Genomic DNA, 23,360 nt, shown 5'->3' with positions numbered 1-23,360 from the left:
TTTCTTTATTAGTTGTCAATTTCATTTCCACAATGATAACAAAACTCAGCATTGTCTCGATGATCTTCGGTTCCGCAGTTACCACAAGGGTTTTTTCGACTTGTGTTTTTAGTTTTATTAGCAAGTTCTGCAGAAACTATTCCTGTTGGAACGGCAATGATTCCATATCCTAAAATCATTACTAATGTGGCAATAATTTGTCCAATTGTCGTAGCCGGTGCAATATCTCCATAACCTACTGTAGTTAGTGTAACGATACACCAATAAATACTCCTTGGGATACTGGTAAAACCATTTTCTGGTCCTTCGATTACATACATTAATGCTCCTAGTAAAACAGATATCACCAGAATAAAATATATAAAAACTATAATTTTTGACTGACTTGCTTTAAGAGCTAATTTTAAATTGGAAGCTTGTCCAGTAAAATGAGCTAAATTTAATATTCTGAATAATCTTAATAATCGTAGAGCTCTAACAATGGATAGAATTTTTGTTTGAGGGAAAAAGAACGACAAATACATTGGTAAAATTGAAATTAAATCTATAATTCCGTAAAAGCTTAATATGTATTTTAATGGTTTATTGATTGAAATTATACGAAGAATATATTCAATCGTAAAAAAAACAGTAATAATCCATTCAGAATAATACAGAAAATCATGATATTTTGCATCTAATTCTTTTACAGATTCTAGCATTACTAAAACCACACTTAAAAGAATTACAGCTAAAAGAATTAAATCAAAAAGTTTTCCTGCAAAAGTATTAGTTCCATAAATAACTACATGAACTCGTTTTTGAAACCTTTCCCAATTTGAATTAGTTGCTTCCATAGTAACAAATATAAGATTTTTAAAATTTCACAATTTTAAGGTTCTTGTTTTTTCGCATATAAGATTGAATAATAGAACGTGTATCTCTATTATTTTGCATTGGAATAATTAGATTTTTTAGAATTTCTATATTGTTAATTTGGTAGTTTAAATCATAAAAACAATAACCTTTATAAACTCCATGTTCAATTAGAATAGCACTTCTTTCAGAATTTGTTCTACCTCTATCTATGATAACCATGTTGTTGCTTTCGAACGAATTATTCTTGATAAAATCATGAACCCTAATGTTATATTCTTCTGGGTTTTCTTTTCCAATACAAGCACCAAAGCATTGTTTTATATCATATTGAAAACAACTTTTTTTAGTATCATAAATGCCATTTACTTTTTGACACAAATTATATTTTTCGGTAATTCTAAACAAAGCGTTTTTTCCTTCTTCTAGCGAAACGAATGATGTAATTTCTTTTTTTCTTCCATCAGTTTTGCTAACTTTTAAAGCTATATAACCTTCTTTTGTTATTTCAGAATACAAAGCCCAATTGAATAAGGTTTTGCGTTGCGCTCTATTATAAATAGGTTTGTTTATTTTGATTTCTTCACTTTCTTTTAATAAAGCAATTAATTCAGAACCTGTTTCTTCATAAGTTACAGCATAAACCTGCTTTTGAATTTTGATTGATTTAGAAATTTTTGAAGTAAAGTGTTGGTTAATTCTGTTCTTAATGTTTTTACTTTTTCCAATATAAATTAAATCACCTTTTTCGTTATGAATGTAATAGATTCCAACTTTGTTAGGTAAACTTTCAACAATATCAAGAAGTTTTGGAGCCATTCCTGGTTTAACTTCTGTTTTGATGTAGCTTTTTACGATTTCTTTTGTGGAATCTTTTGAAAGTAAAAGTTTAAATAATTTTACAGTTGCTAAAGCATCACCGCTTGCACGATGTCTATCAGTAACTGGAATTCCAAGCGAACGAACTAATTTTCCCAAACTATAAGAAGCTTGATCAGGAATTAGTTTTTTAGATAATTCAACTGTACAAATTGTTGGACGAATGAATTTATAACCCAAACGATCAAATTCGGTTCTTAAAATTCTATAATCAAATGATGAATTGTGAGCCACAATAATACATCCTTCAGTAATTTCAATAATTCTTCTGGCTACTTCATGAAATTTTGGAGCAGAACGTAGCATGGCATTGTTAATTCCAGTTAATTTAACTACAAAAGGTTGAATCGCTTTTTCGGGATTAACAAGACTTATGAATTGATCAACTACTTCATGTCCATTGTATTTGTAAATAGCAATTTCTGTAATTCCTTCTTCATTAAATTGTCCACCAGTGGTTTCTATGTCGAGTATGCAATAAATAGTTTAAAAGTTTATTAGGTTATGAGTTTAAAGGGGTAAAGTTAAATCTTTTTCTTTATTCTTTTCTCTATTTTCTACTACCAAAGATACTACTTCCTATTCGAATCATTGTACTTTCACATTCAATTGCTAGTTTATAATCTCCTGACATTCCCATTGAAAGAGTCTTCAGTTGAATTTGATCAGAATTTACTTTATCAAAAATAGATTTTAAATGTAGAAATTCTTTTTTAATCTGAGTTTGATTTTCTGTAAAAGTTGCCATTCCCATTAAACCAACAATTTTGATGTTCTCAAACTTGCTCTTGTTTTGCTGAACTTGTTTCAGTATCTCATCCAATTCATTTTCATCTAAACCAAATTTTGTTTCTTCTTCGGCAATATGCATTTGTAATAAAACATCAATTACCCGATTGTGTTTTTTGGCTTGTTTGTTAATTTCTTTAAATAACTTCAAACTATCTACACCATGAACTAAACTAACATATTCAGCCATATATTTGACTTTATTAGTTTGAACGTGTCCAATCATGTGCCATTGAATATCTTTTGGCATTTCTTCCCATTTTTCGGTCATTTCTTGGATTTTATTTTCTCCAAAAATGCGTTGACCAGCATTGTAAGCTTCCATCAAATCACTCACAGGTTTTGTTTTAGAAACGGCAACAAGTGTTACGTTTGATAGTAATTGAGATTTTATATTGGTAAGGTTGTTTTTTATTGACATTTTGTATTTTTATGGAACACATATTTAAGAAATTTCAAAAATTTTTATAATTTCTTAAATCTGTGTTCCTATTTTGTTTTCTAGATCTAAAGTTCATAAACCATCAAACCACTTCTAAACTTCGGTTCAATATAAGTACTCTTTGGAGGCATAATTAAATTATTGTCTGCAAAGTCTTTAATTTCATTAATGTTTGAAGGATAAAGCATAAAACCAACTTCAAATTCTCCTTCATCGACCACTAATTTTATAGCTGTAATAGATTGTTTACCAGAAATATAATCAATGCGTTCGTCGTTTCTTAAATCTTCAATTCCTAATATAGGATTTAATACTTTATTGTATAATATTTGTGCGTCTAAATTTTCTAAAATACTGGTTTCATTATTATTTATCTTGTAAAATAGAGCATAGAAGTTTCCGTCTAAATACATTCCGAACTCAAACTTATCTTGTGGTTTCCACAATTCTTGTTCTTTGATTTTAATGATAAAATGTTCTTCTAATTTTTTTAAGAATTCATCTTTCGAATTTCCATTTAAATCACGAACAATTCTGTTGTATTCGTAAATTTTAACATTACTTTCTGGAATTAAAAAGCTCATAAAATAACGTAAATTTTTATTTCCTGAATGTTTGTCTTCTTCAAAAAGTAATTCTGCTGAAGCCGAACGATGATGTCCATCAGCAATATATAAATCGGGAATATTTTCGAAATGTTCTTGTAACCAATTTATATCGTGTTCTGTTTCAATTTTCCAAAGGGAATGTTTCTCTTTGTTAGTTGTTGTAAATTGATATAAAGGTTCGCTTTGTTTTTTTAGTAAAATCCATGTGTTTAATTCAACACTATCTGGATAAGTTATTAAAACAGGCTCCGTGTTAAATCCTGTTTGATGTAAATAATCTTTAAACATTTCTACACGATATTGTAAGGTGTCTTCGTGTTTTTTAATGATATCATTTTGATAATCCTCTACTGAAGTTCCTGCGATTATTCCAGTAAATTTGTCATATTTAGTTTTGATTTCATAAACATAAAAAACAGGATTTTCTTCTTGAATTAATGTTTTTTCGGTCTTAAAATCTTGATATTTTAAAGCAACACCTTTAAAACGTTTATCCAAAGTAATTTTTTGAGCATTTACATAAGCGGGATTTATAACATGCAAGAAAGAATACGGATTAAAATTTAATGATGCAGCTAATTCAGCAGCGCTATAATCATCGTAATTTCTACACGAAACCAATCCAACTTTATCAGATGCAGGACGAACGGCTTTGAAAGGGATAATTTTTGACATATTTAAGTGTTCAGTTGGCAGTTTTAAGTGTTCAGTAACTGCCAACTAATTACTGACCACTGACCACTATTTTAAAAATTGTTTTGAAACTTTCTCTGCTTTTCTACTTTCAGCATAATCATAAAAACCTTCACCAGATTTTGCCCCTAATTTTCCAGCCATTACCATATTCACTAATAAAGGACAAGGAGCGTATTTTGGATTTTTAAAACCATCATACATTACATTTAAGATTGAAAGACAAACGTCTAATCCAATAAAATCGGCTAATTGTAACGGTCCCATTGGATGAGCCATTCCTAATTTCATTACAGTATCAATTTCTTCAACACCAGCAACACCGTTGTATAAAGTTTCGATAGCTTCGTTAATCATTGGCATTAAAATTCTATTTGCCACAAAACCAGGATAATCGTTAACTTCTGTTGGAGTTTTACCTAATTTTACTGATAAATCCATAATGATTTTAGTTACTTCATCAGAAGTTGAATAACCACGAATAATTTCGACCAATTTCATAATTGGCACAGGATTCATAAAATGCATTCCAATAACACGTTCTGGATGAACTACTTGTGCAGCAATTTGCGTAATAGAAATTGAAGAAGTGTTTGATGCGAAAATCACATTATGATCACAAGTATCACTTAATTCTTTAAAAATTTTCATTTTTAACCCCACATTTTCTGTGGCAGCTTCAACTACTAAATCACAACCCACAACACCATCTTTAATGTCAGTGTAAGTAATGATGTTTGATATAGTTTTGTGTTTATCGTCTTCAGAGATTGTTCCTTTAGAAACCATTCTGTCAAGGTTGTTAGCAATAGTTGCCATTCCTTTTTCTAACGATTTTTCAGAAATATCGATTAATTTTACAGTAAATCCTGATTGAGCAAAGGTGTGAGCAATTCCGTTTCCCATTGTTCCAGCTCCAATTACAGCTATTTGTTTCATTGTATAAATTTTGTTTTTTTAGTTTTATTTGTTTCAGATAGTTTTCTAAAACTGATTATTTTTCGTTCATCGAGTCGATAATCATGTAAGCTACTCTTAAAGCCTCTGTTCCATCTTCTAATGTAACAATTGGTGTTGTATTATTATTGATTGCATCTGCAAAAGATTCCAATTCATCTAAAATAGCATTGTTTGGAGAAACTTCTGGATTATCAAAATAAATTTGTTTTTTCTCACCTTCAGCATTTTGTAAAATCATATCAAAATCACCAGGAACTTCTGGAGCTTCTTTCATTTTTACAACTTCACATATTTTCTCTAAATAATCAACTGAGATATAAGCATCTTTTTGAAAGAAACGAGATTTTCTCATATTCTTCATCGAAATTCTACTTGAAGTAATGTTGGCAACACAACCATTTTCAAATTCAACTCGAGCATTTGCAATATCTGGAGATTGACTTAAAACAGAAACGCCACTTGCGTGAACTGCTTTTACTTTTGACTTTACTACACTCAAAATGGCATCAATATCGTGAATCATTAAATCTAAAACCACAGGAACGTCTGTGCCTCTTGGATTAAATTCAGCCAAACGATGCGTTTCAATAAACATTGGACTTTCGATTTGATTTTTAACAGCTATAAAAGCTGGATTGAATCGTTCTACGTGTCCAACTTGACCTTTTACATTATATTCTTTGGACAAAGCTATAATTTCTTCTGCTTCTTCAACAGTTGTAGAAATTGGTTTTTCTATAAAAACATGTTTACCACTTTTGATTGAAACTTTAGCACATTTATAATGAGAGAGAGTTGGAGTTACAATATCAACTACATCAACTGCATGAATTAATTTAGCAATAGTATCGAACTGTTTATAACCAAATTCGGCTGCAACTTTTTTTCCGTTTTCTTGATTTTCATCATAAAAACCAACTAATTCATATTTTTCAGATTGTTGTAATAATCGTAAATGTATTTTTCCAAGATGACCAGCACCTAAAACTCCGACTTTTATCATAAAAATTAAATTTTATCAAAAGTACTATTTTAGTTTAAAGATTAAAAGTTTATAGGTTTAAAAGTTTCGTAAATTTCAATTTGAAAATTAATTTTTAAAAGGTATTTTTACCACTCAAATTATAACCCAAGTTGAAAAACACATCCAAACATCAAGGACTTCGAAATCAATTAGCTAAACTACTTGAAGAAAAAGGAATTACAGATAAAAATGTTTTAGAAGCTATAAAAATTATTCCAAGACATTTATTTTTGAATTCAAGTTTTGAGGATTTTGCTTATCAAGATAAAGCCTTTCCAATTGCAGCTGATCAAACGATTTCACAACCTTATACTGTAGCTTTTCAAAGTCAACTTTTAGAAGTAAAAAAGGATGATACTATTCTTGAAATAGGAACAGGAAGTGGTTATCAAACAGCTGTTTTATGTATAATGGGAGCAAAAGTTTATACTATAGAAAGGCAAAATGAATTATTCAAAAAAACATCTCTTTTATTACCTAAATTAGGAATTAGACCAAAAAAAGTAATTTTTGGAGATGGTTATAAAGGTTTGCCTGAATTTGCCCCTTTTGACAGTATAATTGTAACTGCTGGAGCACCTTTTATTCCACAACCATTAATGGCTCAATTGAAAATAGGAGGTAGGTTGGTTATTCCTTTAGGAGAAGAGCACCAAATTATGACCATGCTAATTAGAAAGAATGAAACCCAATTTGAAAAACATGAATTTGGTGAATTTAGATTTGTGCCGCTTTTAGAAGATAAAAATTAAAAAACGAATTCATTTTATTAAATTCGCTTTTAATTATTGTTTGATTATAGAGATATATCTTTCTAAACTTTCTTTTTCGGTTTGAGCTATAAATAGTAGAAAATCTTCCTTATTGTTTGAAGTTTGAGCAATCTCTAAAGTTTTGTAATAACTCATTCTTGTGTCATAATCTCCTTTTATGTTAGCGATAACATAACCGTGTTGTAGAAGAATAAGATTCATTACTAATCTAGAAGTTCTGCCATTTCCATCAATGAAAGGATGAATTGTAACTAATCTTTCGTGCATTTCTGCGGCTAGAATTATTGGATGCATTTTATTTTTATTTTCTAAAAACCAAATAAAATAATCTTCCATAGCTTTTGCAACTAAAAAAGGTTGAGGTGGCATATGGGAACTTCCTTTAATCATCACTTGTACACTTCTATATTTTCCAGCATCTTCTGGAATAATTCCACGAAGGATAAGATTATGAATAGATAATACTTCTCTTTCATTTAAAGAAAAATTTCGTTCTAATAATTGCTTAATATATCCAATAGCTTCTTGATGATTTATAGCTTCAAGATGTTCGCGCATACTTTTTCCTGAAACAGTTAATCCTTCATTTACAACTAAATCTGTTTCTCTTAATGTTAAAGTATTTCCTTCAATTTTATTGCTTTCAAAAGTATATTCTAATTCTAAAGCTTGTGCAATTCTAAAACTATCAAATTGACGAAAATTATCTAATTCTTTTTTTAATATATCAATATCTAGAAGAATAGACTGAAGATTTTTTGAAAGAGGTTTTCTTTTGAAAGCTGCATTATAAATCGCTTCTTCTTCTGCTAATTGTAAAGCTTTTAAGCCAAATTCTGCTTCGTCTTTAATTTCATATAAAATCCTAGCTTTTATCCATTCTATTATAAGAGTTTCATACTCAATTTCTAACACTTCGGATAGTTTTTTTATTTGCTCTTTGGTTGGTTTTCTAGAACCACTTTCGAATTTACTTATTAATGCTTGGTCAATACCAATGAGTTGTGCTAACTCACGAGTTTTTAGATTTTTTTGCTCTCTAGCACTTTTTAATAAAGTATTCATTTTAATGACTTTTTATTTCTTGACAAATTTAGTCATAAATTTTAATAAAAAAAACCTAAAACGATTTTTTTATTCGATCGATATCTCTTTTAGAGTCATTCTCTTTCAAAGTTTCACGTTTGTCGTAGTTTTTCTTTCCTTTAGCTAAAGCAATTTCTAATTTAGCTAACCCTTTTTCGTTAGTATATAGTTTTAATGGAACAATTGTTAAACCCTTATTTTGACTATCTTTTTCTAACTTCTTCAATTCTTTTCTATTCAGTAATAGTTTACGTTCACTTTTAGATTTGTGATTGTAATGTGTTCCGTATTGATATTCTTCAATATGTGAATTGATAATGAAAAGTTCATTGTTATGAAATTCACAAAAACTTTCTGCAATAGATGCTTTTCCCAATCGAATTGATTTTATTTCAGTTCCAGTTAGAACAATACCAGCATTATACTTGTCTAATATTTCATAGTCAAATTTAGCTCTCTTGTTAAATATGTTAATGGTTTTTTGCATGAGAATGCAAATGTAAGGTAAAACATTAAAAATGCAATTTTTTTTGATCTTTAAAATAATTTTTAAACAATGATTTTTATCATTTAATGAGCTCTTTGTTGTTGATAAATTTGTCCTGTAATTTAAAAACATAAAAAAATGAAAAAATTAATTTTAATCGCAGTAGTTTCATTATTCAGTCTTTCTTTATTTGCTCAAGAAGGTTTACAAGGTACTTGGTTTGCAACATCTCAATTTGGTTATACTCAAACGAAAAATGGAGATGCAAAAGCAACTAACTTAACAATTTTGCCAATAGTTGGTAAATTTGTAACTCCATCGGTAGCCGTTGGTTTAGGTATTGGAACAATAAATGTAAAAAATGAAGATGCCTTGGGAACAAATGCAAAAACTAACTTATTTGTTGCACAACCTTTAGTTAGAAAGTATTGGAATATTGTTGGTAATTTTTATTTCTTCGGTCAAGTTGCAGCTCCTATTATTTCTGGAAAAGAAAAAGAAAGTGACTTAAAGATTAGTCAATATGGACTTACTGCTTCTGGTGGATTTGATTTCTTTGTAACAAAAAACTTTTCTGTTGAATTCTCTTATAATTTAGCTAATTTTAGTTTAACAACTTTAGATCCAGCTGTTGGAGAGAAAACTACTATCACAGATTTCTCTTTAGCTCATGTAGCTAATGTTGAGTCAACTTATAATGGGGCTATGGCAGGAAGTAATCCAACATTAACAACACCATTATCTTTTGGATTTAAATTCCTTTTCTAAAGAAATTATATTGTAATTTTATTAAAAAAAAACTCATTAATTTGGGTTTTTTTTATTTAGTTAAAAAACACATATTTTGATTTTAAATTAAAAAAGCATTAATTTCGTAATCCAGAAAATTCCAAACATTTTTTTGGGATAAAAAAAAGTATATGAAATTTAAATTATCAATTAGTTTATTGTTGTTTTTTAATCTTGTAATTTCTCAAACACCTTGTTCTTCTGGTATGGCAGGAATATACCCTTGCAATAATATAGATTTAATGTCTAATATGACTAAAACTCAATTAGGAGGTTTATTAAATTCAGAATTTAATGATATATGGGGTTGGACCGATCCATTAAATAATAATGAATATGCTATTATAGGTTTAACTAGCCATACAGCATTTGTAAATATAACTAATCCAACTTCTCCAATATATTTAGGAAAGTTGCCTACTGCTTCATCAAACAGTATATGGAGAGATATGAAAGTATATAATAATCATGTCTTTATTGTAAGTGAAGCTTCTAATCATGGTATGCAAGTATTTGACTTGACTAGGTTAAGAAATGTAACTACACCTCAAACCTTTACAATGGACGCGCATTATACAGGTTTTGGTAATTGTCATAATATTGCAATTAATGAAGCAACTGGTTTTGCTTATGCTATTGGAACAGGGACTTACAATGGTGGACCACATATTATAAATATACAAAACCCTACATCTCCAGTTTTAGCAGGTGGTTATAGTGCTCAGAATTATTGTCATGATGCTCATATTGTAATCTATAACGGACCAGATACACAACATGTTGGTAAAGAAATATTTTTTGGAGCCAATGAAGATAAAGTAGTGGTTGTTGATGTTTCTAACAAATCCAATCCAATTCTACTCTCAACATTTACTTATTCTAATACATCATATACACATCAAGGATGGTTAACTGATAATCATAAATATTTTATGGTAGGAGATGAGCTTGATGAGTCTAACTTTGGGTTTAATACAAAAACAATTTTAATTGATATGACTGATTTAGATTTGCCGGTTTTAAAATCAAATTACTTTGGTGCAACTCCTGCAATAGATCACAATGGGTATACAAAAGGGAACGAATTTTATTTAGCCAATTATAGAGCTGGTCTTAGATTAATGGATATTACAAATATTAACTCAGGAACTATGACTGAAATAGGATATTTTGATACATATCCAACAAGTAACTCAAATTCATTTAATGGAGCTTGGAGTGTTTATCCCTATTTTGCAAGTGGAAATATAATTATAAGTGATATTGAACGAGGTTTATTTGTAGTAAGAAAAGGAGGTGCATTGTCAAATCAAAGTTTCAATCATCAAACTTTTTCTTTATTTCCAAATCCATCAAAAGAATTTTCAAAAATAACTTCTAATGAGATTATCAATTCTGTAGCCATATTTAATAATTTAGGACAAAAAGTTAAGGCATTTGAAAAAATAAATTCAAATGATTTTGAAATTAACACTGCACAGTTTACTTCTGGTTTGTACCTAATTGTTGTTAACGGAATTATTTCTAAAAAATTAATAATTGAGTAATGAGAAAATTAATACTAGTATTTTCAATCTTATTTATAGTTTCATGTAACAAAGAAGAGAATTTAAGCTTTAATGATGAAACTGTTTTTAGCGGAAAAAAAGTTTGGTCCAAATCTATAGGAGGTTCTAATTTTGAAGAAATTCACGGTGTAATTGCTACAAAAGATGGAGGATTTGTTGTTGTAGGTGATACTAAAAGTAGTGATGGAGATATAACTGACAAAAAATATGCTTTAGAAGATATTTGGTTATCTAAATATAATGCAGAAGGTAATTTATTATGGAGCAAAACTTATGGTGGTTCTGAAGATGATTTAGGGTATAGTGTAATTGAAAATACTGACGGAACTCTTGTGATTGCAGGTTATAGTAAAAGTAGTGATGGGGAAGTGCCAAGTAATTTAGGGATGCATGATTTCTTTATATTTAAAACAGATTCTGAAGGCAATTTAATTTGGGCCAAAAGTCATGGCTTTATGAGTCATGATCACGCACACAAAATAATAAACACATCAGATGGTGGATATTTTGTAGTTGGTTATGTCGATTATGCTGGAATAGGAAAAAGTAATAAAGGAGTTTTACATGGTGTAGGGGAGTTTTATGGAATAAAATTAGATGCAAACGGCAATAAACTTTGGGATAAATATTTTGGAGGTACTCAAAACGATAGAGTTTTTGATGTTGTCCAAGCAAATGATGGTGGATTTGTTATGGTAGGTTACTCAGAAAGTAGTGATTTTGATGTCAATGATAATCATGGAAGTTATGATTATTGGGTTGTTAAAATAAATACAAATGGAGATTTAGTTTGGAAAAAATCATATGGTGGTTCAGAATTAGATCAAGCTTACGGAATTGCAAAAAACTTAAACAACACTTACTTAATTACAGGTACATCTAATAGTATGGATGGAGACATTTCTTCAAACAAAGGAGCTAATGATGTTTGGATAATTAATATAGATGATAATGGTGCATTATTATGGGAAAAATCTTTTGGTGGTTCAGGATTTGATACTTCAAACTCTATTCGAATGATTTCTAATGGAAACTTTTTAATTTCTGGTCACACAAGGAGTATGGATGGTCAAATTACCGAAAATAAAGGAGAAAATGATTTTTGGGCCTTCACAATAAGCCCAAATGGAAAAATGTTATGGCAAAAGACTTTTGGTGGTTCTAATTTTGATTTTGGCTATGATGCTGTAGAACTAAAAGATAAAGGATTTGTAATAGTTGGACAAACTGAAAGCAATGATTTAGATGTTCCAATAAATAAAGGACTTAGCGATTTGTTAATCATCAAAGTTCGTTAATTTAAAAGCCCTTTTTCTAGGGCTTTTTTTTGTTAATAAAAATAGTTATGGAATCATAAATAATTTACTTTTGAATTATAAAAAATATTATATTCGTATTAATTAACCTAATAGATTATAATATGCGTAAAAATTATTTTAAAATTTTAGTTTTTTCATTATTTGTGGTGGCTTCGTGTACTAATGATGCAAATATTGAAGTAGAAAAGTCAACCATCAATTTTGATAAGGATCCTCTTTCTACAAAGCTTATTAACGAATCAATAAATGAATCTGTAAAAGCTACAGGAAAATTTTATTGGAAAAATGCTTCGCTTCAAATGCTTTGGAGTGCGACACAACACGGTAATAAATTAGTTACAATCGGGTTTGGAACAGGTGCAAATGATTTTGACAAAACTAAATCACCAAAATCAAATCAAATTGAAACTGAATTATTAAATCTAATAGCTAATTCAGAAAAAACAGAAATTGAGAAAATTTTAGTTTATAAAGATGAATTTTTAAATTTAATCGATGTAGTTATAAATGAGCCAGAAACATTAGAGTTATTAAGAAGAAACCCTAATACAAGATATATTGAACCTGCGGATTACAAATATTTTCAATTTGAATCAGAAAATAATGCATATCGATCATCAAGTTCTGGAGGTTCGGGTTGTGGATTTGATACTGCTACATTAAGTGTAGCAGATTATACAACCGTTACTCCAAATGCAAAAGCACCTTGGACATTCTATAAACACAATATTCCAAGTGCTTGGAGTTATAGTTCTGGAGCCGGAATTACAGTTGGAGTTATAGATACAGGAATTTCACCAAATCAAACTTTAATGGGAAGTAGCTTTAATAACGGACTTTCTTCGGGAAGAAGTATTCAAAAATATGGAACTTATGTAGATTCTATTTGGCCATGGAGTTCATCTACTGATGGACCAAATGATCAATGTGGTCATGGAACAAGTATGGCTTCAACAGTTGCAGCTCCAAGAAATAATACTGGAATGCCTGTTGGAGTTGCTTACAACGCAAATTTAATTACTTATAGAGCAGCTTCAAATGTTGTTTTAGATGGTTATCATGAACAAAAAGGAGTTCAAAATGCTTTTACAGGTTTAGGAAATAATTCAAATGTAAAAATTATTTCTATGTCAATGGGACACATTTTTTCTGTAGGTAGAATAGAAGATGGTGTTAGGTATGCTTATGCAAGAGGAAAATTGATTTTTTGTGCTGGAGGAACATCTACAAGTTTTACAACATTTGTTGGAGTTATATTTCCAGCTTGGATGTCAGAAACAGTTGCTGTTACAGGTTTAAAAGATACTACCAATTATCAGAAATGTGATGTTTGTCACTCAGGTTCTGAAATCGATTTTACAGTTGTAATGGAACGATCTTCTACAGGAAATACATCACCAGTTTTAAGTTATTATACTAATCAATCAAATTATGTTGGTGGGTCTTCTGTTGCCACAGCAACAACGGCAGGAATTGCAGCTTTAGTTTGGTCAAAACATCCAACTTGGACAAGAGATCAAGTGTTTACAAAAATGAAACAATCTGCTGCTTATTATCCAAATAAAAATTCACAATTTGGCTACGGAAATGTAAATGCTTTATTAGCAGTTCAATAACAATATTTTGTAATTAACAGAATACAAAATCAAAAAAAAAATATTTAAATAGGTATTTTGTCGGTTGAAATTTAACCTTTATCGATTATATTAAAAACAATAAGATTTAGAAGATATTTCTTATTAGATTTAAAATCTATAATCACTCAAAGTTAAAATTAATGATGAAATATATATTTATCTTATTATTTTTAGTACTATTTTTAAAATCGTGTTCTTACAGTAAACAAGTAATTGTAAATAATGAGAAATTAGATACTATTCAGCTAAAAAATCAAATGATAAGTAATGGCGCATTTATTATGCCCGATAAAAGTGAGGATGAATAGATTTAAATAGTAATATAGAGTTACAAAAAAAGGATTGTTTTATACAATCCTTTTTTTCTTTTTCTTTTTTTTGAATGTTTTAGTAAAATAACATCAATCTTTTTTAAGGAATTTCAATACTAAAATTAGCTTTAAATATATCCTTTGGATTTAAAATTTGAACATCTTTTTTGGTATAAATATTCCCATTAGATATTTTTTCGTCAGCGTGACCATACCAAGGCTCAATACATAAAAAAGGAGCATTTTGTTTGGTCCAAATTCCTAAAAAAGGAAAACTTTCAAAATCAATTTTCAAATAAGGATTATTTTCTTTTAAAATAGATACTTCATTTGATTTTAAATGGTTAAAAACCAAAGCATCATTTTCAAATAATGAATAGGATAATGGAATGTTTCCGATACGACTTTCTACAAAAGTTGTTTTACCATTAAATAGTTCATTTTCTAAATGATGTGTTTCAAAATTTTCATCTTTATTGAATTGCAAACTATAATCTTCAAAATTACCAGTTATAGCAAATGCAGGATGAGCACCAATATTAAAAGGCATTGAGTTTTCGGAATGGTTTATTACTTCATATAAAATAGTCAGTTTACTTTCGACTAAAGTATATCTAATTTGTAATTCAAATTCAAAAGGAAACATTTTTAAAGTTTCTTCACTTTCCTTTAATGAAAAAACGACTTCATTTTCTTTTTGGTGAATTACTTCAAAATCATAATTTCTTGCAAAACCATGTCTTGGAAGTTTATATTCTTTTTCATTTAAAGTGTAGGAATCATTTTTTAATCGACCTACAATTGGAAATAGAATAGGAGAAGTCTTGTTCCAAAACTGTTCATCTATTGTCCAAATATAATTGGTTTTGTCTTTTGTGAATTCAAATAACTCAGCACCATTACTATTAATTGATGCACTATAGTTGTTATCTTTAATCGTAATTATCATTGTGTTTTTTTAAAATTTCGTTTTAATAAGGAATAGATAACACTATCAATAAATTGCCCATTATAAAAGAAGTTCTCAATTAAATGTCCTTCTTTAATGAAACCATTTTTTTGCAATACTTTTTCAGAAGCTATGTTTTCTGGATCAATTGTAGCTTCTATAGAATTAAATCCCATTTCATTAAACGCATAATTAAGTAATGTTTTAACTGCTTCCGTAACATATCCTTTATTATGATGTTCCGGTAGAATCATGTAACCTAATTCTGTTCTGTAATTTTCAGGTTGTGATCTAAAGAAACCCATAATTCCTATGCATTTATCGTTGTCTTTTTCGGTAACTGCCCAGTTGATATCTGAGTTTGCATCAATATTATCATTAATCATTTTAATATGTGATAAAGCATCATCAATAGTTTTAGCTAATGGTCTTGGGATGTATTTCATGGTTTCTGGATTACTTCTTAATTCAAAAACTTCATTAACATCACTATCAGTTAATCTTCTAAAACGTAAACGTTCAGATGTCAAAATGGGAAATGGGTTAAAATTTAGTGTAAGCATTAACAAATATTTTAAGGTGTGAATATACAAATTAAGGTAATAGTGTAACAAAAAATTCGTTTATTTGACTAATAAACTAAACAAAAAACTTTTACCATGAAAAACTTTTTCTCAAAAGCTATTACAGTTGTAGCTTTATGTATTGGGTTTTCTAGTATTCAAGCGCAAGAAGCAAAAGAAACTAAAGAAAACAAATACAGTTATGTAGATGCATTTGCACCTAATTTTTACACTAAAAACGGAACAGAGTATCGTTCTGCAAGTGGTCAACCAGGGCCAAAATATTGGCAAAACAGTGCAAATTACAAATTAACAGCTAATTTAAATGAAGCAGCTAAACAAATAGATGGTTCAGTTGAAATGACTTATGTCAATAATAGTCCAGATCAACTGGCTTTTATTTGGATGTATTTAGATCAAAACTTATTTGCTAAAGATTCTCGTGGAAACGCAGTTGTTCCTGTTAGCGGTTCTAGAAATGGAGCTAAAGGGGAAGAATTTGATGGGGGACAAAAAGTTTCTAAAGTAATGGTTGACGGAAAAGCCGTTAAATATGAAATTACAGATACAAGAATGAAAATTTACTTAAATAATGCTTTAAAGCCAAACGGTGGAAAAGCAAAAGTTAGTATGGATTTTTCATTTGTTTCTCCAGAATATGGTTCGGATAGAATGGGATATTTACCTACTAAGAATGGAACAATTTTCACTATTGCACAATGGTACCCAAAAGTAGCAGTTTATGATGATGTGAGAGGATGGAACACGCAACCTTATCTGGGAGCAGGAGAATTCTATTGTGAATATGGAAACTTTGAAATTTCTATTACAGTACCTTCAAATCATTTTGTGGTTTGTTCAGGTGATATTACAAACGCTTCTCAAGTTATGAGTTCTTCAGAACAAGCTAATTGGGCAAAAGCTAAAGAAAGTGAAGCTACAGTTATGGTTCGTTCTTCTGATGATTTAGCTAAACTTTCTGCTAATGGAACAAAAACATGGAAGTTTAAAATGACTAATTCACGTGATGTAGCTTGGGCTTCGTCTAGTGCATTTATTATTGATGCAGCTCGTATCAACTTACCAAGTGGTAAAAAAGCTATGGCAATTTCTGCTTATCCAGTTGAAAGTGAAGGTCAAAAAGCTTGGAGTCGTTCTACGGAATATACTAAAGCAAGTATTGAAGGTTACTCAAAAAGATGGTTCGAATATCCTTATCCAGCAGCTATAAATGTTGCAGGTAATGAAGGTGGAATGGAATATCCTGGAATTGTATTTTGTAAATATACTTCTAAAGGTTCAAGTTTATGGGGTGTTACTGACCACGAATTTGGTCATGCGTGGTTCCCAATGATTGTGGGTTCAAACGAAAGACAATTTGCTTGGATGGATGAAGGGTTTAATACTTTTATCAATGGTGTAAGTGCTGAAGACTTTAATGCGGGTGAATATAAAGATAGAAAATTTAATATGCACAGAATGGCAGAGATGATGACTAGTCCTTCATTAGAGCCTGTTTATACTGCTCCAGATGGATTAAAAGAACGTAATCTTGGTGTTTTAGCTTATATGAAACCCGGAACTGCTTTAGACTTACTTCGTAATGAAGTTTTGGGACAAGAGCGTTTTGATAAAGCTTTTAGAACTTATGTAGAAAGATGGGCTTTTAAACACCCAACACCAGATGATTTCTTTAGAACAATAGAAAACGCTTCAGGAGAAGATTTAGGATGGTTCTGGAGAGGTTGGATTACTAATAACTGGAGATTAGATCAAGGTATAAATGGGGTTAAATACAATAAAAATGATCCTAAAAATGGGGCTGTAATTTCAATTGAGAACTTTGAAAAAATGGCAATGCCTGTTACTTTAGAAATCGAAATGGTTTCTGGTAAAAAAGAAATAGTAAAATTACCTGTTGAAGTATGGCAACGAAATACTTCATGGTCATTTAGTCATGACTCAACTGAAGAGATTGCAAAAATAACGATTGATCCAGAAAATTTATTGCCAGATACAAATGACACTAATAATGTATGGAAATCGGAAGGATTTGTAGCGCCAAAACCTGGTAAATATGCAGCTTATGTTGGGGATTATTCTAGTCAACAAATTCCTGTAAAAGTTGGTATTTCTGAAGATGGAGATAAAATGATCATGACTGGAAATGGTCAAGAAATGGAAGTGGAAGATAAAGGTAATGGAACATTTGTTGAAACTTCTCAAGGATTAGAAATTAAATTTAATGAAGACAAGAAAAGTTTTAAACTAAATGTACAAGGTCAAAGTTTTGACTTTACAAGAGATTAAGTTTTAAAAAACATATTTATAAAAAAGGACTTCTATTTAGAAGTCCTTTTTTTGTAGCACTTAAATTCTATAACTAATTGATGAAATCTTATAAAATGTAATAGAACATGTGATTGTATGTTTGTAGTGTTATTACTAATTAAATATAACATTATGAAAAAGATAAGTTTATTGCTTGTAGGATTGGCTTTTATATCGTGTAAAAATACAGATAAGTCAGATGCGGATTTTGCTAAAGAAGCCACTATAGATTCACTAAAAATTGAATATGCAAAACAAAGAGTAATTGACTCTATGAATAACGTGATGGTTATACAACAAGCACAACAAAAAGAGGTTGTTATTGTAAATCAAACTGCTGCGACTCCAGCAAAGAAAAAATGGAGTGGAGCAGCTAAAGGAGCCGTTATTGGAGCTGGAGTTGGAGCTGTAACTGGAGCAATTGTTAGCAAGAAAAAAGGTACTGGAGCTATTATTGGTGGTTTAGCAGGAGCAGGAGTTGGTGCTGGTACAGGAGCTATAATAGATGGTAAGAAAGAATAAAAAACATATATTTAAGGTTGGTTAGTTAAGATTATTTTTAATAAAAAGTAATTTACTAAAAACCCCTTCAGTGCAAGCTAAAGGGGTTTTGTTTTTATAGTAATTTAAAGATGTTTTACAAAGATTTTTATAATGAAAAGATATTCTTTAATAGCGTGAAATTATGTACATGAAGTTAAATAATTGTCTTTTTACTTTTTAAAATTTAGTATATTTTATTTTTGAAAATAAAATAGATTTTTCATCTTATTTACTAAATAGTCACTTATTTTTTTTATTGCTTCTCTACAAGTAAATATATATCACTTTCTAACAAAATAAAAACAACTTTACCTTCTTTTGATCCTACTTGAATGCCTAAAATTGAATAATTATCTTTAGGTGTTCCAACTTTTATTTGATTTTTTAATGAAATTAACTTCCAATTGGTGTTTTTAAACATTCCAACCATCATTGACATTAATTTAGAAGATTTGGTTGTTGAAAATTTAAAGCTACCATTTTCGTTGAAAACAAAAGTTCCATTAGCAAAGCCATTATAAAGATCTCTAGTTTTATCATGATTAGCCATCTCTGACGGAAGAACTTCAGATACTTTCCAAGTTCCAGTTATAAATTCGTTTGTGATGCTTTGAGCAAAATTGAAAGTTGTAATAAAAAGAAATACAATTATTAATAATTTTTTTTTCATACGATGATTTAAAAAAAGCGAATATATCAAAAAATATTATGTTATGGTTAAGGAATTTTATACCAAAAAATATTTTTCAAAGAATACTAAACTTATCCTAAAGTTTTTTGAAAAGTCTTCAAATAACCTTAATTTTAAGAATTAATAAAAAACAATAAAAATATATGCAAATACAAATTAACACAGACAACCACATTGAAAACAGTGAAAGATTAACTAACTTTTTTTCAAACGAAGTGAGTAATGAATTAGAACGTTTTGATAATTTAATAACTCGAGTAGAAGTACATTTTGGAGATGAAAATAGCGAAAAGTTTGGTAAAAATGATAAACGATGTCTTATTGAAGTTAGAATAGCTAAAAAAGAGCCTATTGCAGTTACAGATCATGCAGATACTATAGAAAAAGCATTTCATAACGCTATTGGTAAAGTTAAAAGAGTCTTAAGTTCTGCTCATGAAAAAATGAGAGAAAATCATTAATTTTTTTAGTCAAGATTTTAACTGATTCTTTCGAAAAAAAATTAGTTTGATTTTAGAAATTAAAAATAATTTTAAACCACTAAAATATAGAAAAGATTTTCGCTTTAAAGCTTAATGAAAGGTTATAGTTTATTGGTTTTTTTGTTTTAAATGTTTAATTTTTCCTGTCAAGAAAAATAATATAATAATTGTTTAACATTTTTTTAATAAAGTTAAACAAAAAAATATTTATATTTGCTTAACATTTATAACTTAAAACACAAAAAAAGATGAATTTAGTAAAAAAAATTAGCATGTTTTCATTTGCAGCATTAGTAATGACTTCATGTGGAGACGGAAAAAAAACAGAAGAAGAAGTTGTTGCAACTGACTCAACAGAAGTAGTGATTGAAGAAGCAGAAATGGTTCAACCAACAACAATTGTTGATGTAGCAGTCGGAAACGAAAATTTCTCAACTTTAGTAGCAGCAGTAAAAGCAGCTGGATTAGTTGAAACATTAAGTAGTGAAGGACCATTTACAGTATTTGCTCCAACAAACGAAGCTTTTAGTAAATTACCAGCTGGAACAGTTGATAACTTATTAAAACCAGAAAATGTAGAAAAATTGAAAAGCGTTTTAACGTATCACGTTGTTGCAGGTAAATTTGAAGCTGCAGCTGTAATTGATGCAATTAACAAAAACAACGGTAAATTTACTGTAACTACTGTACAAGGTGGTAAAATTGATTTAAGCTTAAAAGATGGTAAAGTAGTCTTGACTGATGCAAACGGAAATAGTTCTACTGTTGCAATGGCCGACGTTGCTGCTTCAAATGGAGTTATTCACGCAATTGATACAGTTGTAATGCCAAAATAATTTGAATTAGTAATTTGGTTAATTATTATTCTTAAGAAGCTGCCCACAATTGGGCGGCTTTTTTTATGTTTTGAAGAAATCACTCTTAAAGTTAGTTTTTTAAGGAATGAGTTAGTCTTATTATTAATTGGCGGGAATGTAAATATCAAATTGAGTACCTTTATCAATTTCACTATTTGCTGTGATGATTCCATTATGATTATCTATAATTTTTCTTACAATAGTTAATCCAATTCCTGTTCCTTCATAATCACTCTTTTCATTTAAGCGCTGAAAAACTTCGAAAATTCTATATTTAAATTGAGGATCAAACCCAATACCGTTATCACTAACACTGATATGATAATAATCTTCTTTTAAAATAAATTCATTTGCAGTTAACGCATTATACTTTACAAAAGAACCTTTGATTATAATGTGTGGATTAACATCTGGTTTGCAGAATTTAATAGCGTTACTAATAAGATTTTGTAATAATTGATTAAACTGAGATTTGATAACCTTAAGTTCACAAGTTTGCTGTAGCTCAATAGTAGCTTTCTTTTTTTTTAACTCATTATCAAGTGTAATCATTACCTCACCAACAATCTTGCTAAGTTCGCTGTTTTCGTAATTCATTTCAGTTTTAATTGTTCGAGAATATGCAATTAAATCATTAATAAGAGTTTGCATATGTAATGCCGAAAGTTGTAAACGTTCAAAATAGAACATTCCTTTTAGTGACAAATTATCCTTTTCCTCAGATAGAATTCTACTTGAAAAAGTTTGTATTTTTCTCAAAGGTTCTTGCAAGTCGTGGCTTGATATAAACGTAAACGCCTCTAATTCTTTATTTGCTGTTAATAATTCTGCGGCACGCTTTTCTTTTTCTTTGTTTTGAAATTCTAATTCTTTATTGGCTACAATTAATTCAGCTGCACGTTTTTCCTTTTCTTTGTTTTGATAGGCTAGCTCAATATTAGCAATCAATAATTCAGCTGCACGATTTTCTTTTTCTTGATTTTGATATGCCAACTCTTTATTTGCAATAACCAATTCAGCCGCACGTTTTTCTTTTTCTTGATTTTGATAGGCAAGTTCAATATTAGCAATCAACAATTCTGAAGCACGGTTTTCTTTTTCTTGATTTTGATAAGCAAGTTCTATATTAGCAATTAACAATTCTGAAGCACGTTTTTCTTTTTCACTAAGTTGAAAAGCGAGTTCTTTACTATTAAGTAACAATTCAGCAGCACGTTTTTCCTTTTCAAGAAGTTGAATGGCTAGTTTTTTATTTGCAATAATTAAATTCATAACATAGTTTTATTTGTTTTTCAATCTGAGAAAAAATACTTGAATAGAAATGAATTATTTTTTTTTAAAGTCGTTAAAGATACTGCAAGTAATGATATGTTTTATTTTTTAGTGTAAATTTAAAAAAGTATATAAACTAAACGCAATCATCAAAATGCTAAATAAAATGATATTGATGATATAAACTAAACTACTCTTAAAAAATGAAAGAAAAAATTTATCACCATAAAAGAGGCGATGGGCTGGAAAAAAGTAATAAAACATATAAACAAACCCCAAAACCTTTAAGCCAAAATGTAGCCATCCAATATTTGGATAGATTTCTGCCAGGGGTTTTAGTTTATCAATAAAGAAAAGCACTAATGCCATCAAAAGTAAAAAAGAAAAATAATGCAAAGTAAAGATGCCATGGTCAAAATAAAACCAGCGCTTTTTATCATGAAAAAGATATAAAATAAAAGCAAAAACGGGTAGATATAAGAATAGTACTTTAGGGAAATTCTTACTGAATGATAATTTAAAATCCGTAAAAATCTCTTTTTCTGTTCGTTCTTCTTCAACACTGAGCCATTTCTTTAGAAACCAATATTTAGTTGTGTTCTCTTGTAAGTTTTCTGAACCATTCTTTTGAAGTGAATCTAATTCTGCTAAATTTTTATAGCCTAGTTTAAAAAGACCTTTATCGTTATTCTCTTTAGAGTGAATTTCTTTTGGATATGTCACATCAGACTCTTTTATAATCTTCATGATCGTATCATTATTTTTCTGTGTAATTAGCCCAATTTTGGTTAACCCATTAATACCTTTTTCTTGAATATGTAGGGAATCAATAGAAGGAATATTATTTTCTTTTAGTAGTGTTACTTGCTGTTTATTCTCGTTTTTTGTGCTTGATTTAGCAAACAAGGATAAAGAAATGAAAGTGATAAAACTGATAAAAATATAGAGACGAAAAGGGTCTAAATAACGCAACCGTTTGCCAGAAATATAAGCTTTAGATAAGGCAGCTGGTTTGAAAAACAAATAAAAGATTGTTTTCCAAAATTTGTTATCATAATGGGTAAAATCTTTCAGAAAATGACTAAAAATATGCCTAAAGCTTTTTCGTGTTTCAATATTTTCTTGTCCGCATTTGGGACAAAAACGCTCATGTACTTCACTATCACAATTTTGACAAATCTTATCTTGCCGTGTCGGTTTTATAGCCATGATCTTAATTTACAGTGTTTATTGTTTTAAGTAAAAGTAGACTAATAAACTGAGTTCATAAAGTATGATTAAACCTTATCTTATTTATAGTTTTAAAATACTTAATTCTTTGTTTCCCTATTAAAAAAATTATGTAGTCTAGAAAATAAATTTAAGTTAATTTATATGAACTATACAGATAAAATAAAACACCCTGCATTCAATTTAAATGCAGGGTGTTTTTTAGTTAAATTATGTAAGCAA

23 protein-coding genes are annotated in these 23,360 nt (G+C 29.2%); 10 read left to right on the top strand and 13 right to left on the bottom strand.

All coding sequences use genetic code 11. The annotated features are described in order from the left end of the window. Window positions 1-8 precede the first annotated feature (8 nt). The 6 genes from G507_RS0105165 to G507_RS0105140 form a co-directional block, all read right to left on the bottom strand. Window positions 9-836, bottom strand: coding sequence for an ion transporter (locus G507_RS0105165; protein ID WP_026716487.1), 828 nt, complete (start codon window positions 834-836; stop codon window positions 9-11). 19 nt (window positions 837-855) lie between these two features. Next, a complete protein-coding gene (locus G507_RS0105160) occupies window positions 856-2,217 on the bottom strand; it encodes an exonuclease domain-containing protein (protein WP_026716486.1) in 1,362 nt (453 codons plus the stop codon). Window positions 2,218-2,284: 67 nt separating this feature from the next. Further along, window positions 2,285-2,944 carry a YggS family pyridoxal phosphate-dependent enzyme gene (locus G507_RS0105155; RefSeq protein ID WP_026716485.1) on the bottom strand — a complete coding sequence of 220 codons (660 nt, stop codon included), beginning with the start codon at window positions 2,942-2,944 and terminating at the stop codon, window positions 2,285-2,287. A gap of 86 nt (window positions 2,945-3,030) precedes the next feature. After that, on the bottom strand, window positions 3,031-4,248 hold the full coding sequence (locus G507_RS0105150) for a DUF1015 domain-containing protein (protein WP_026716484.1): 1,218 nt from the start codon (window positions 4,246-4,248) through the stop codon (window positions 3,031-3,033). A gap of 66 nt (window positions 4,249-4,314) precedes the next feature. Then, window positions 4,315-5,205 carry a 3-hydroxyacyl-CoA dehydrogenase family protein gene (locus G507_RS0105145; RefSeq protein ID WP_026716483.1) on the bottom strand — a complete coding sequence of 297 codons (891 nt, stop codon included), beginning with the start codon at window positions 5,203-5,205 and terminating at the stop codon, window positions 4,315-4,317. Between the two features lie 55 nt (window positions 5,206-5,260). Beyond that, entirely contained in the window at window positions 5,261-6,229 is a 969-nt protein-coding gene (locus G507_RS0105140; RefSeq protein WP_026716482.1) for a Gfo/Idh/MocA family protein, read from the bottom strand. 131 nt (window positions 6,230-6,360) lie between these two features. On the opposite strand from G507_RS0105140, the gene G507_RS0105135 reads away from it, so the two are divergent. Next, entirely contained in the window at window positions 6,361-7,002 is a 642-nt protein-coding gene (locus G507_RS0105135) for a protein-L-isoaspartate(D-aspartate) O-methyltransferase (RefSeq protein ID WP_026716481.1), read from the top strand. Window positions 7,003-7,035: 33 nt separating this feature from the next. Here the strand turns inward: G507_RS0105135 and G507_RS0105130 are convergent, their stop codons facing one another. Further along, window positions 7,036-8,088: a Fic family protein gene (locus G507_RS0105130; RefSeq protein ID WP_026716480.1), complete on the bottom strand. Its 1,053-nt coding sequence runs from the start codon at window positions 8,086-8,088 to the stop codon at window positions 7,036-7,038. A gap of 55 nt (window positions 8,089-8,143) precedes the next feature. Further along, the gene (gene smpB / locus G507_RS0105125; RefSeq protein ID WP_026716479.1) at window positions 8,144-8,596 is read right to left on the bottom strand and encodes an SsrA-binding protein SmpB; all 453 of its coding nucleotides are present in this window, start codon (window positions 8,594-8,596) and stop codon (window positions 8,144-8,146) included. A gap of 138 nt (window positions 8,597-8,734) precedes the next feature. Here smpB and G507_RS0105120 point away from each other — a divergent pair, with 138 nt between their 5' ends. The 5 genes from G507_RS0105120 to G507_RS17620 all read left to right on the top strand — a co-directional run bounded on the left by G507_RS0105120 (window position 8,735) and on the right by G507_RS17620 (window position 14,217). After that, window positions 8,735-9,364 carry a hypothetical protein gene (locus G507_RS0105120; protein WP_026716478.1) on the top strand — a complete coding sequence of 210 codons (630 nt, stop codon included), beginning with the start codon at window positions 8,735-8,737 and terminating at the stop codon, window positions 9,362-9,364. A gap of 152 nt (window positions 9,365-9,516) precedes the next feature. Then, the gene (locus tag G507_RS0105115) at window positions 9,517-10,932 is read left to right on the top strand and encodes a choice-of-anchor B family protein (RefSeq protein ID WP_026716477.1); all 1,416 of its coding nucleotides are present in this window, start codon (window positions 9,517-9,519) and stop codon (window positions 10,930-10,932) included. Then, window positions 10,932-12,251 carry a hypothetical protein gene (locus G507_RS0105110; protein WP_026716476.1) on the top strand — a complete coding sequence of 440 codons (1,320 nt, stop codon included), beginning with the start codon at window positions 10,932-10,934 and terminating at the stop codon, window positions 12,249-12,251. Before G507_RS0105115 ends, G507_RS0105110 begins: the two co-directional genes overlap by 1 nt. Window positions 12,252-12,373: 122 nt before the next feature. Next, window positions 12,374-13,888 carry a S8 family peptidase gene (locus tag G507_RS0105105; RefSeq protein WP_026716475.1) on the top strand — a complete coding sequence of 505 codons (1,515 nt, stop codon included), beginning with the start codon at window positions 12,374-12,376 and terminating at the stop codon, window positions 13,886-13,888. 161 nt (window positions 13,889-14,049) lie between these two features. Continuing rightward, window positions 14,050-14,217 carry a hypothetical protein gene (locus G507_RS17620; RefSeq protein ID WP_157496495.1) on the top strand — a complete coding sequence of 56 codons (168 nt, stop codon included), beginning with the start codon at window positions 14,050-14,052 and terminating at the stop codon, window positions 14,215-14,217. A 103-nt stretch (window positions 14,218-14,320) separates the two neighbouring features. Here the strand turns inward: G507_RS17620 and G507_RS0105095 are convergent, their stop codons facing one another. Continuing rightward, window positions 14,321-15,169, bottom strand: coding sequence for an aldose 1-epimerase family protein (locus G507_RS0105095; protein ID WP_026716474.1), 849 nt, complete (start codon window positions 15,167-15,169; stop codon window positions 14,321-14,323). Next, a complete protein-coding gene (locus G507_RS0105090; protein WP_026716473.1) occupies window positions 15,166-15,732 on the bottom strand; it encodes a GNAT family N-acetyltransferase in 567 nt (188 codons plus the stop codon). The genes G507_RS0105095 and G507_RS0105090 overlap by 4 nt, the downstream gene beginning before the upstream one ends. Before the next feature lie 96 nt (window positions 15,733-15,828). On the opposite strand from G507_RS0105090, the gene G507_RS0105085 reads away from it, so the two are divergent. Both G507_RS0105085 and G507_RS0105080 read left to right on the top strand, forming a co-directional pair. Then, window positions 15,829-18,042: a M1 family metallopeptidase gene (locus G507_RS0105085; RefSeq protein WP_026716472.1), complete on the top strand. Its 2,214-nt coding sequence runs from the start codon at window positions 15,829-15,831 to the stop codon at window positions 18,040-18,042. Between the two features lie 153 nt (window positions 18,043-18,195). Beyond that, window positions 18,196-18,585, top strand: a complete 390-nt coding sequence (locus tag G507_RS0105080; protein ID WP_026716471.1) for a YMGG-like glycine zipper-containing protein — start codon at window positions 18,196-18,198, stop codon at window positions 18,583-18,585. Window positions 18,586-18,859: 274 nt separating this feature from the next. On the opposite strand, the gene G507_RS0105075 is transcribed toward G507_RS0105080, so the two are convergent. Beyond that, the gene (locus G507_RS0105075; protein WP_026716470.1) at window positions 18,860-19,276 is read right to left on the bottom strand and encodes a hypothetical protein; all 417 of its coding nucleotides are present in this window, start codon (window positions 19,274-19,276) and stop codon (window positions 18,860-18,862) included. Window positions 19,277-19,440: 164 nt separating this feature from the next. On the opposite strand from G507_RS0105075, the gene G507_RS0105070 reads away from it, so the two are divergent. After that, a complete protein-coding gene (locus G507_RS0105070) occupies window positions 19,441-19,758 on the top strand; it encodes an HPF/RaiA family ribosome-associated protein (protein WP_026716469.1) in 318 nt (105 codons plus the stop codon). A gap of 269 nt (window positions 19,759-20,027) precedes the next feature. Continuing rightward, window positions 20,028-20,615 (top strand): fasciclin domain-containing protein, encoded by a 588-nt coding sequence (locus tag G507_RS16465; protein WP_026716468.1) that lies wholly within the window; start codon window positions 20,028-20,030, stop codon window positions 20,613-20,615. 123 nt (window positions 20,616-20,738) lie between these two features. Here G507_RS16465 and G507_RS16460 read toward each other — a convergent pair whose 3' ends face one another. Both G507_RS16460 and G507_RS0105055 read right to left on the bottom strand, forming a co-directional pair. Next, a complete protein-coding gene (locus G507_RS16460; protein WP_084518935.1) occupies window positions 20,739-21,908 on the bottom strand; it encodes a sensor histidine kinase in 1,170 nt (389 codons plus the stop codon). Between the two features lie 108 nt (window positions 21,909-22,016). Then, entirely contained in the window at window positions 22,017-23,117 is a 1,101-nt protein-coding gene (locus tag G507_RS0105055; RefSeq protein WP_026716467.1) for a DUF3667 domain-containing protein, read from the bottom strand. Window positions 23,118-23,360: the final 243 nt, after the last annotated feature.

The sequence above is a fragment of the Flavobacterium gelidilacus DSM 15343 genome (genome assembly GCF_000422685.1).
GTDB classification, from domain to species: domain Bacteria; phylum Bacteroidota; class Bacteroidia; order Flavobacteriales; family Flavobacteriaceae; genus Flavobacterium; species Flavobacterium gelidilacus.
Note: the sequence above shows the minus strand (reverse complement) of the source record. Positions and strands in the feature narration are given on the sequence as shown.

Bases quoted from the DNA above. Each gene is read 5' to 3' on its own strand.
- G507_RS0105165 (WP_026716487.1), bottom strand. From the start codon at position 836: ATGGAAGCAACTAATTCAAATTGGGAAAGGTTTCAAAAACGAGTTCAT.
- G507_RS0105155 (WP_026716485.1), bottom strand. From the start codon at position 2,944: ATGTCAATAAAAAACAACCTTACCAATATAAAATCTCAATTACTATCA.
- G507_RS0105150 (WP_026716484.1), bottom strand. From the start codon at position 4,248: ATGTCAAAAATTATCCCTTTCAAAGCCGTTCGTCCTGCATCTGATAAA.
- G507_RS0105145 (WP_026716483.1), bottom strand. From the start codon at position 5,205: ATGAAACAAATAGCTGTAATTGGAGCTGGAACAATGGGAAACGGAATT.
- G507_RS0105140 (WP_026716482.1), bottom strand. From the start codon at position 6,229: ATGATAAAAGTCGGAGTTTTAGGTGCTGGTCATCTTGGAAAAATACAT.
- G507_RS0105130 (WP_026716480.1), bottom strand. From the start codon at position 8,088: ATGAATACTTTATTAAAAAGTGCTAGAGAGCAAAAAAATCTAAAAACT.
- smpB (WP_026716479.1), bottom strand. From the start codon at position 8,596: ATGCAAAAAACCATTAACATATTTAACAAGAGAGCTAAATTTGACTAT.
- G507_RS0105120 (WP_026716478.1), top strand. From the start codon at position 8,735: ATGAAAAAATTAATTTTAATCGCAGTAGTTTCATTATTCAGTCTTTCT.
- G507_RS0105115 (WP_026716477.1), top strand. From the start codon at position 9,517: ATGAAATTTAAATTATCAATTAGTTTATTGTTGTTTTTTAATCTTGTA.
- G507_RS0105110 (WP_026716476.1), top strand. From the start codon at position 10,932: ATGAGAAAATTAATACTAGTATTTTCAATCTTATTTATAGTTTCATGT.
- G507_RS0105105 (WP_026716475.1), top strand. From the start codon at position 12,374: ATGCGTAAAAATTATTTTAAAATTTTAGTTTTTTCATTATTTGTGGTG.
- G507_RS17620 (WP_157496495.1), top strand. From the start codon at position 14,050: ATGATGAAATATATATTTATCTTATTATTTTTAGTACTATTTTTAAAA.
- G507_RS0105095 (WP_026716474.1), bottom strand. From the start codon at position 15,169: ATGATAATTACGATTAAAGATAACAACTATAGTGCATCAATTAATAGT.
- G507_RS0105090 (WP_026716473.1), bottom strand. From the start codon at position 15,732: ATGCTTACACTAAATTTTAACCCATTTCCCATTTTGACATCTGAACGT.
- G507_RS0105085 (WP_026716472.1), top strand. From the start codon at position 15,829: ATGAAAAACTTTTTCTCAAAAGCTATTACAGTTGTAGCTTTATGTATT.
- G507_RS0105080 (WP_026716471.1), top strand. From the start codon at position 18,196: ATGAAAAAGATAAGTTTATTGCTTGTAGGATTGGCTTTTATATCGTGT.
- G507_RS0105075 (WP_026716470.1), bottom strand. From the start codon at position 19,276: ATGAAAAAAAAATTATTAATAATTGTATTTCTTTTTATTACAACTTTC.
- G507_RS0105070 (WP_026716469.1), top strand. From the start codon at position 19,441: ATGCAAATACAAATTAACACAGACAACCACATTGAAAACAGTGAAAGA.
- G507_RS16465 (WP_026716468.1), top strand. From the start codon at position 20,028: ATGAATTTAGTAAAAAAAATTAGCATGTTTTCATTTGCAGCATTAGTA.
- G507_RS16460 (WP_084518935.1), bottom strand. From the start codon at position 21,908: ATGAATTTAATTATTGCAAATAAAAAACTAGCCATTCAACTTCTTGAA.
- G507_RS0105055 (WP_026716467.1), bottom strand. From the start codon at position 23,117: ATGGCTATAAAACCGACACGGCAAGATAAGATTTGTCAAAATTGTGAT.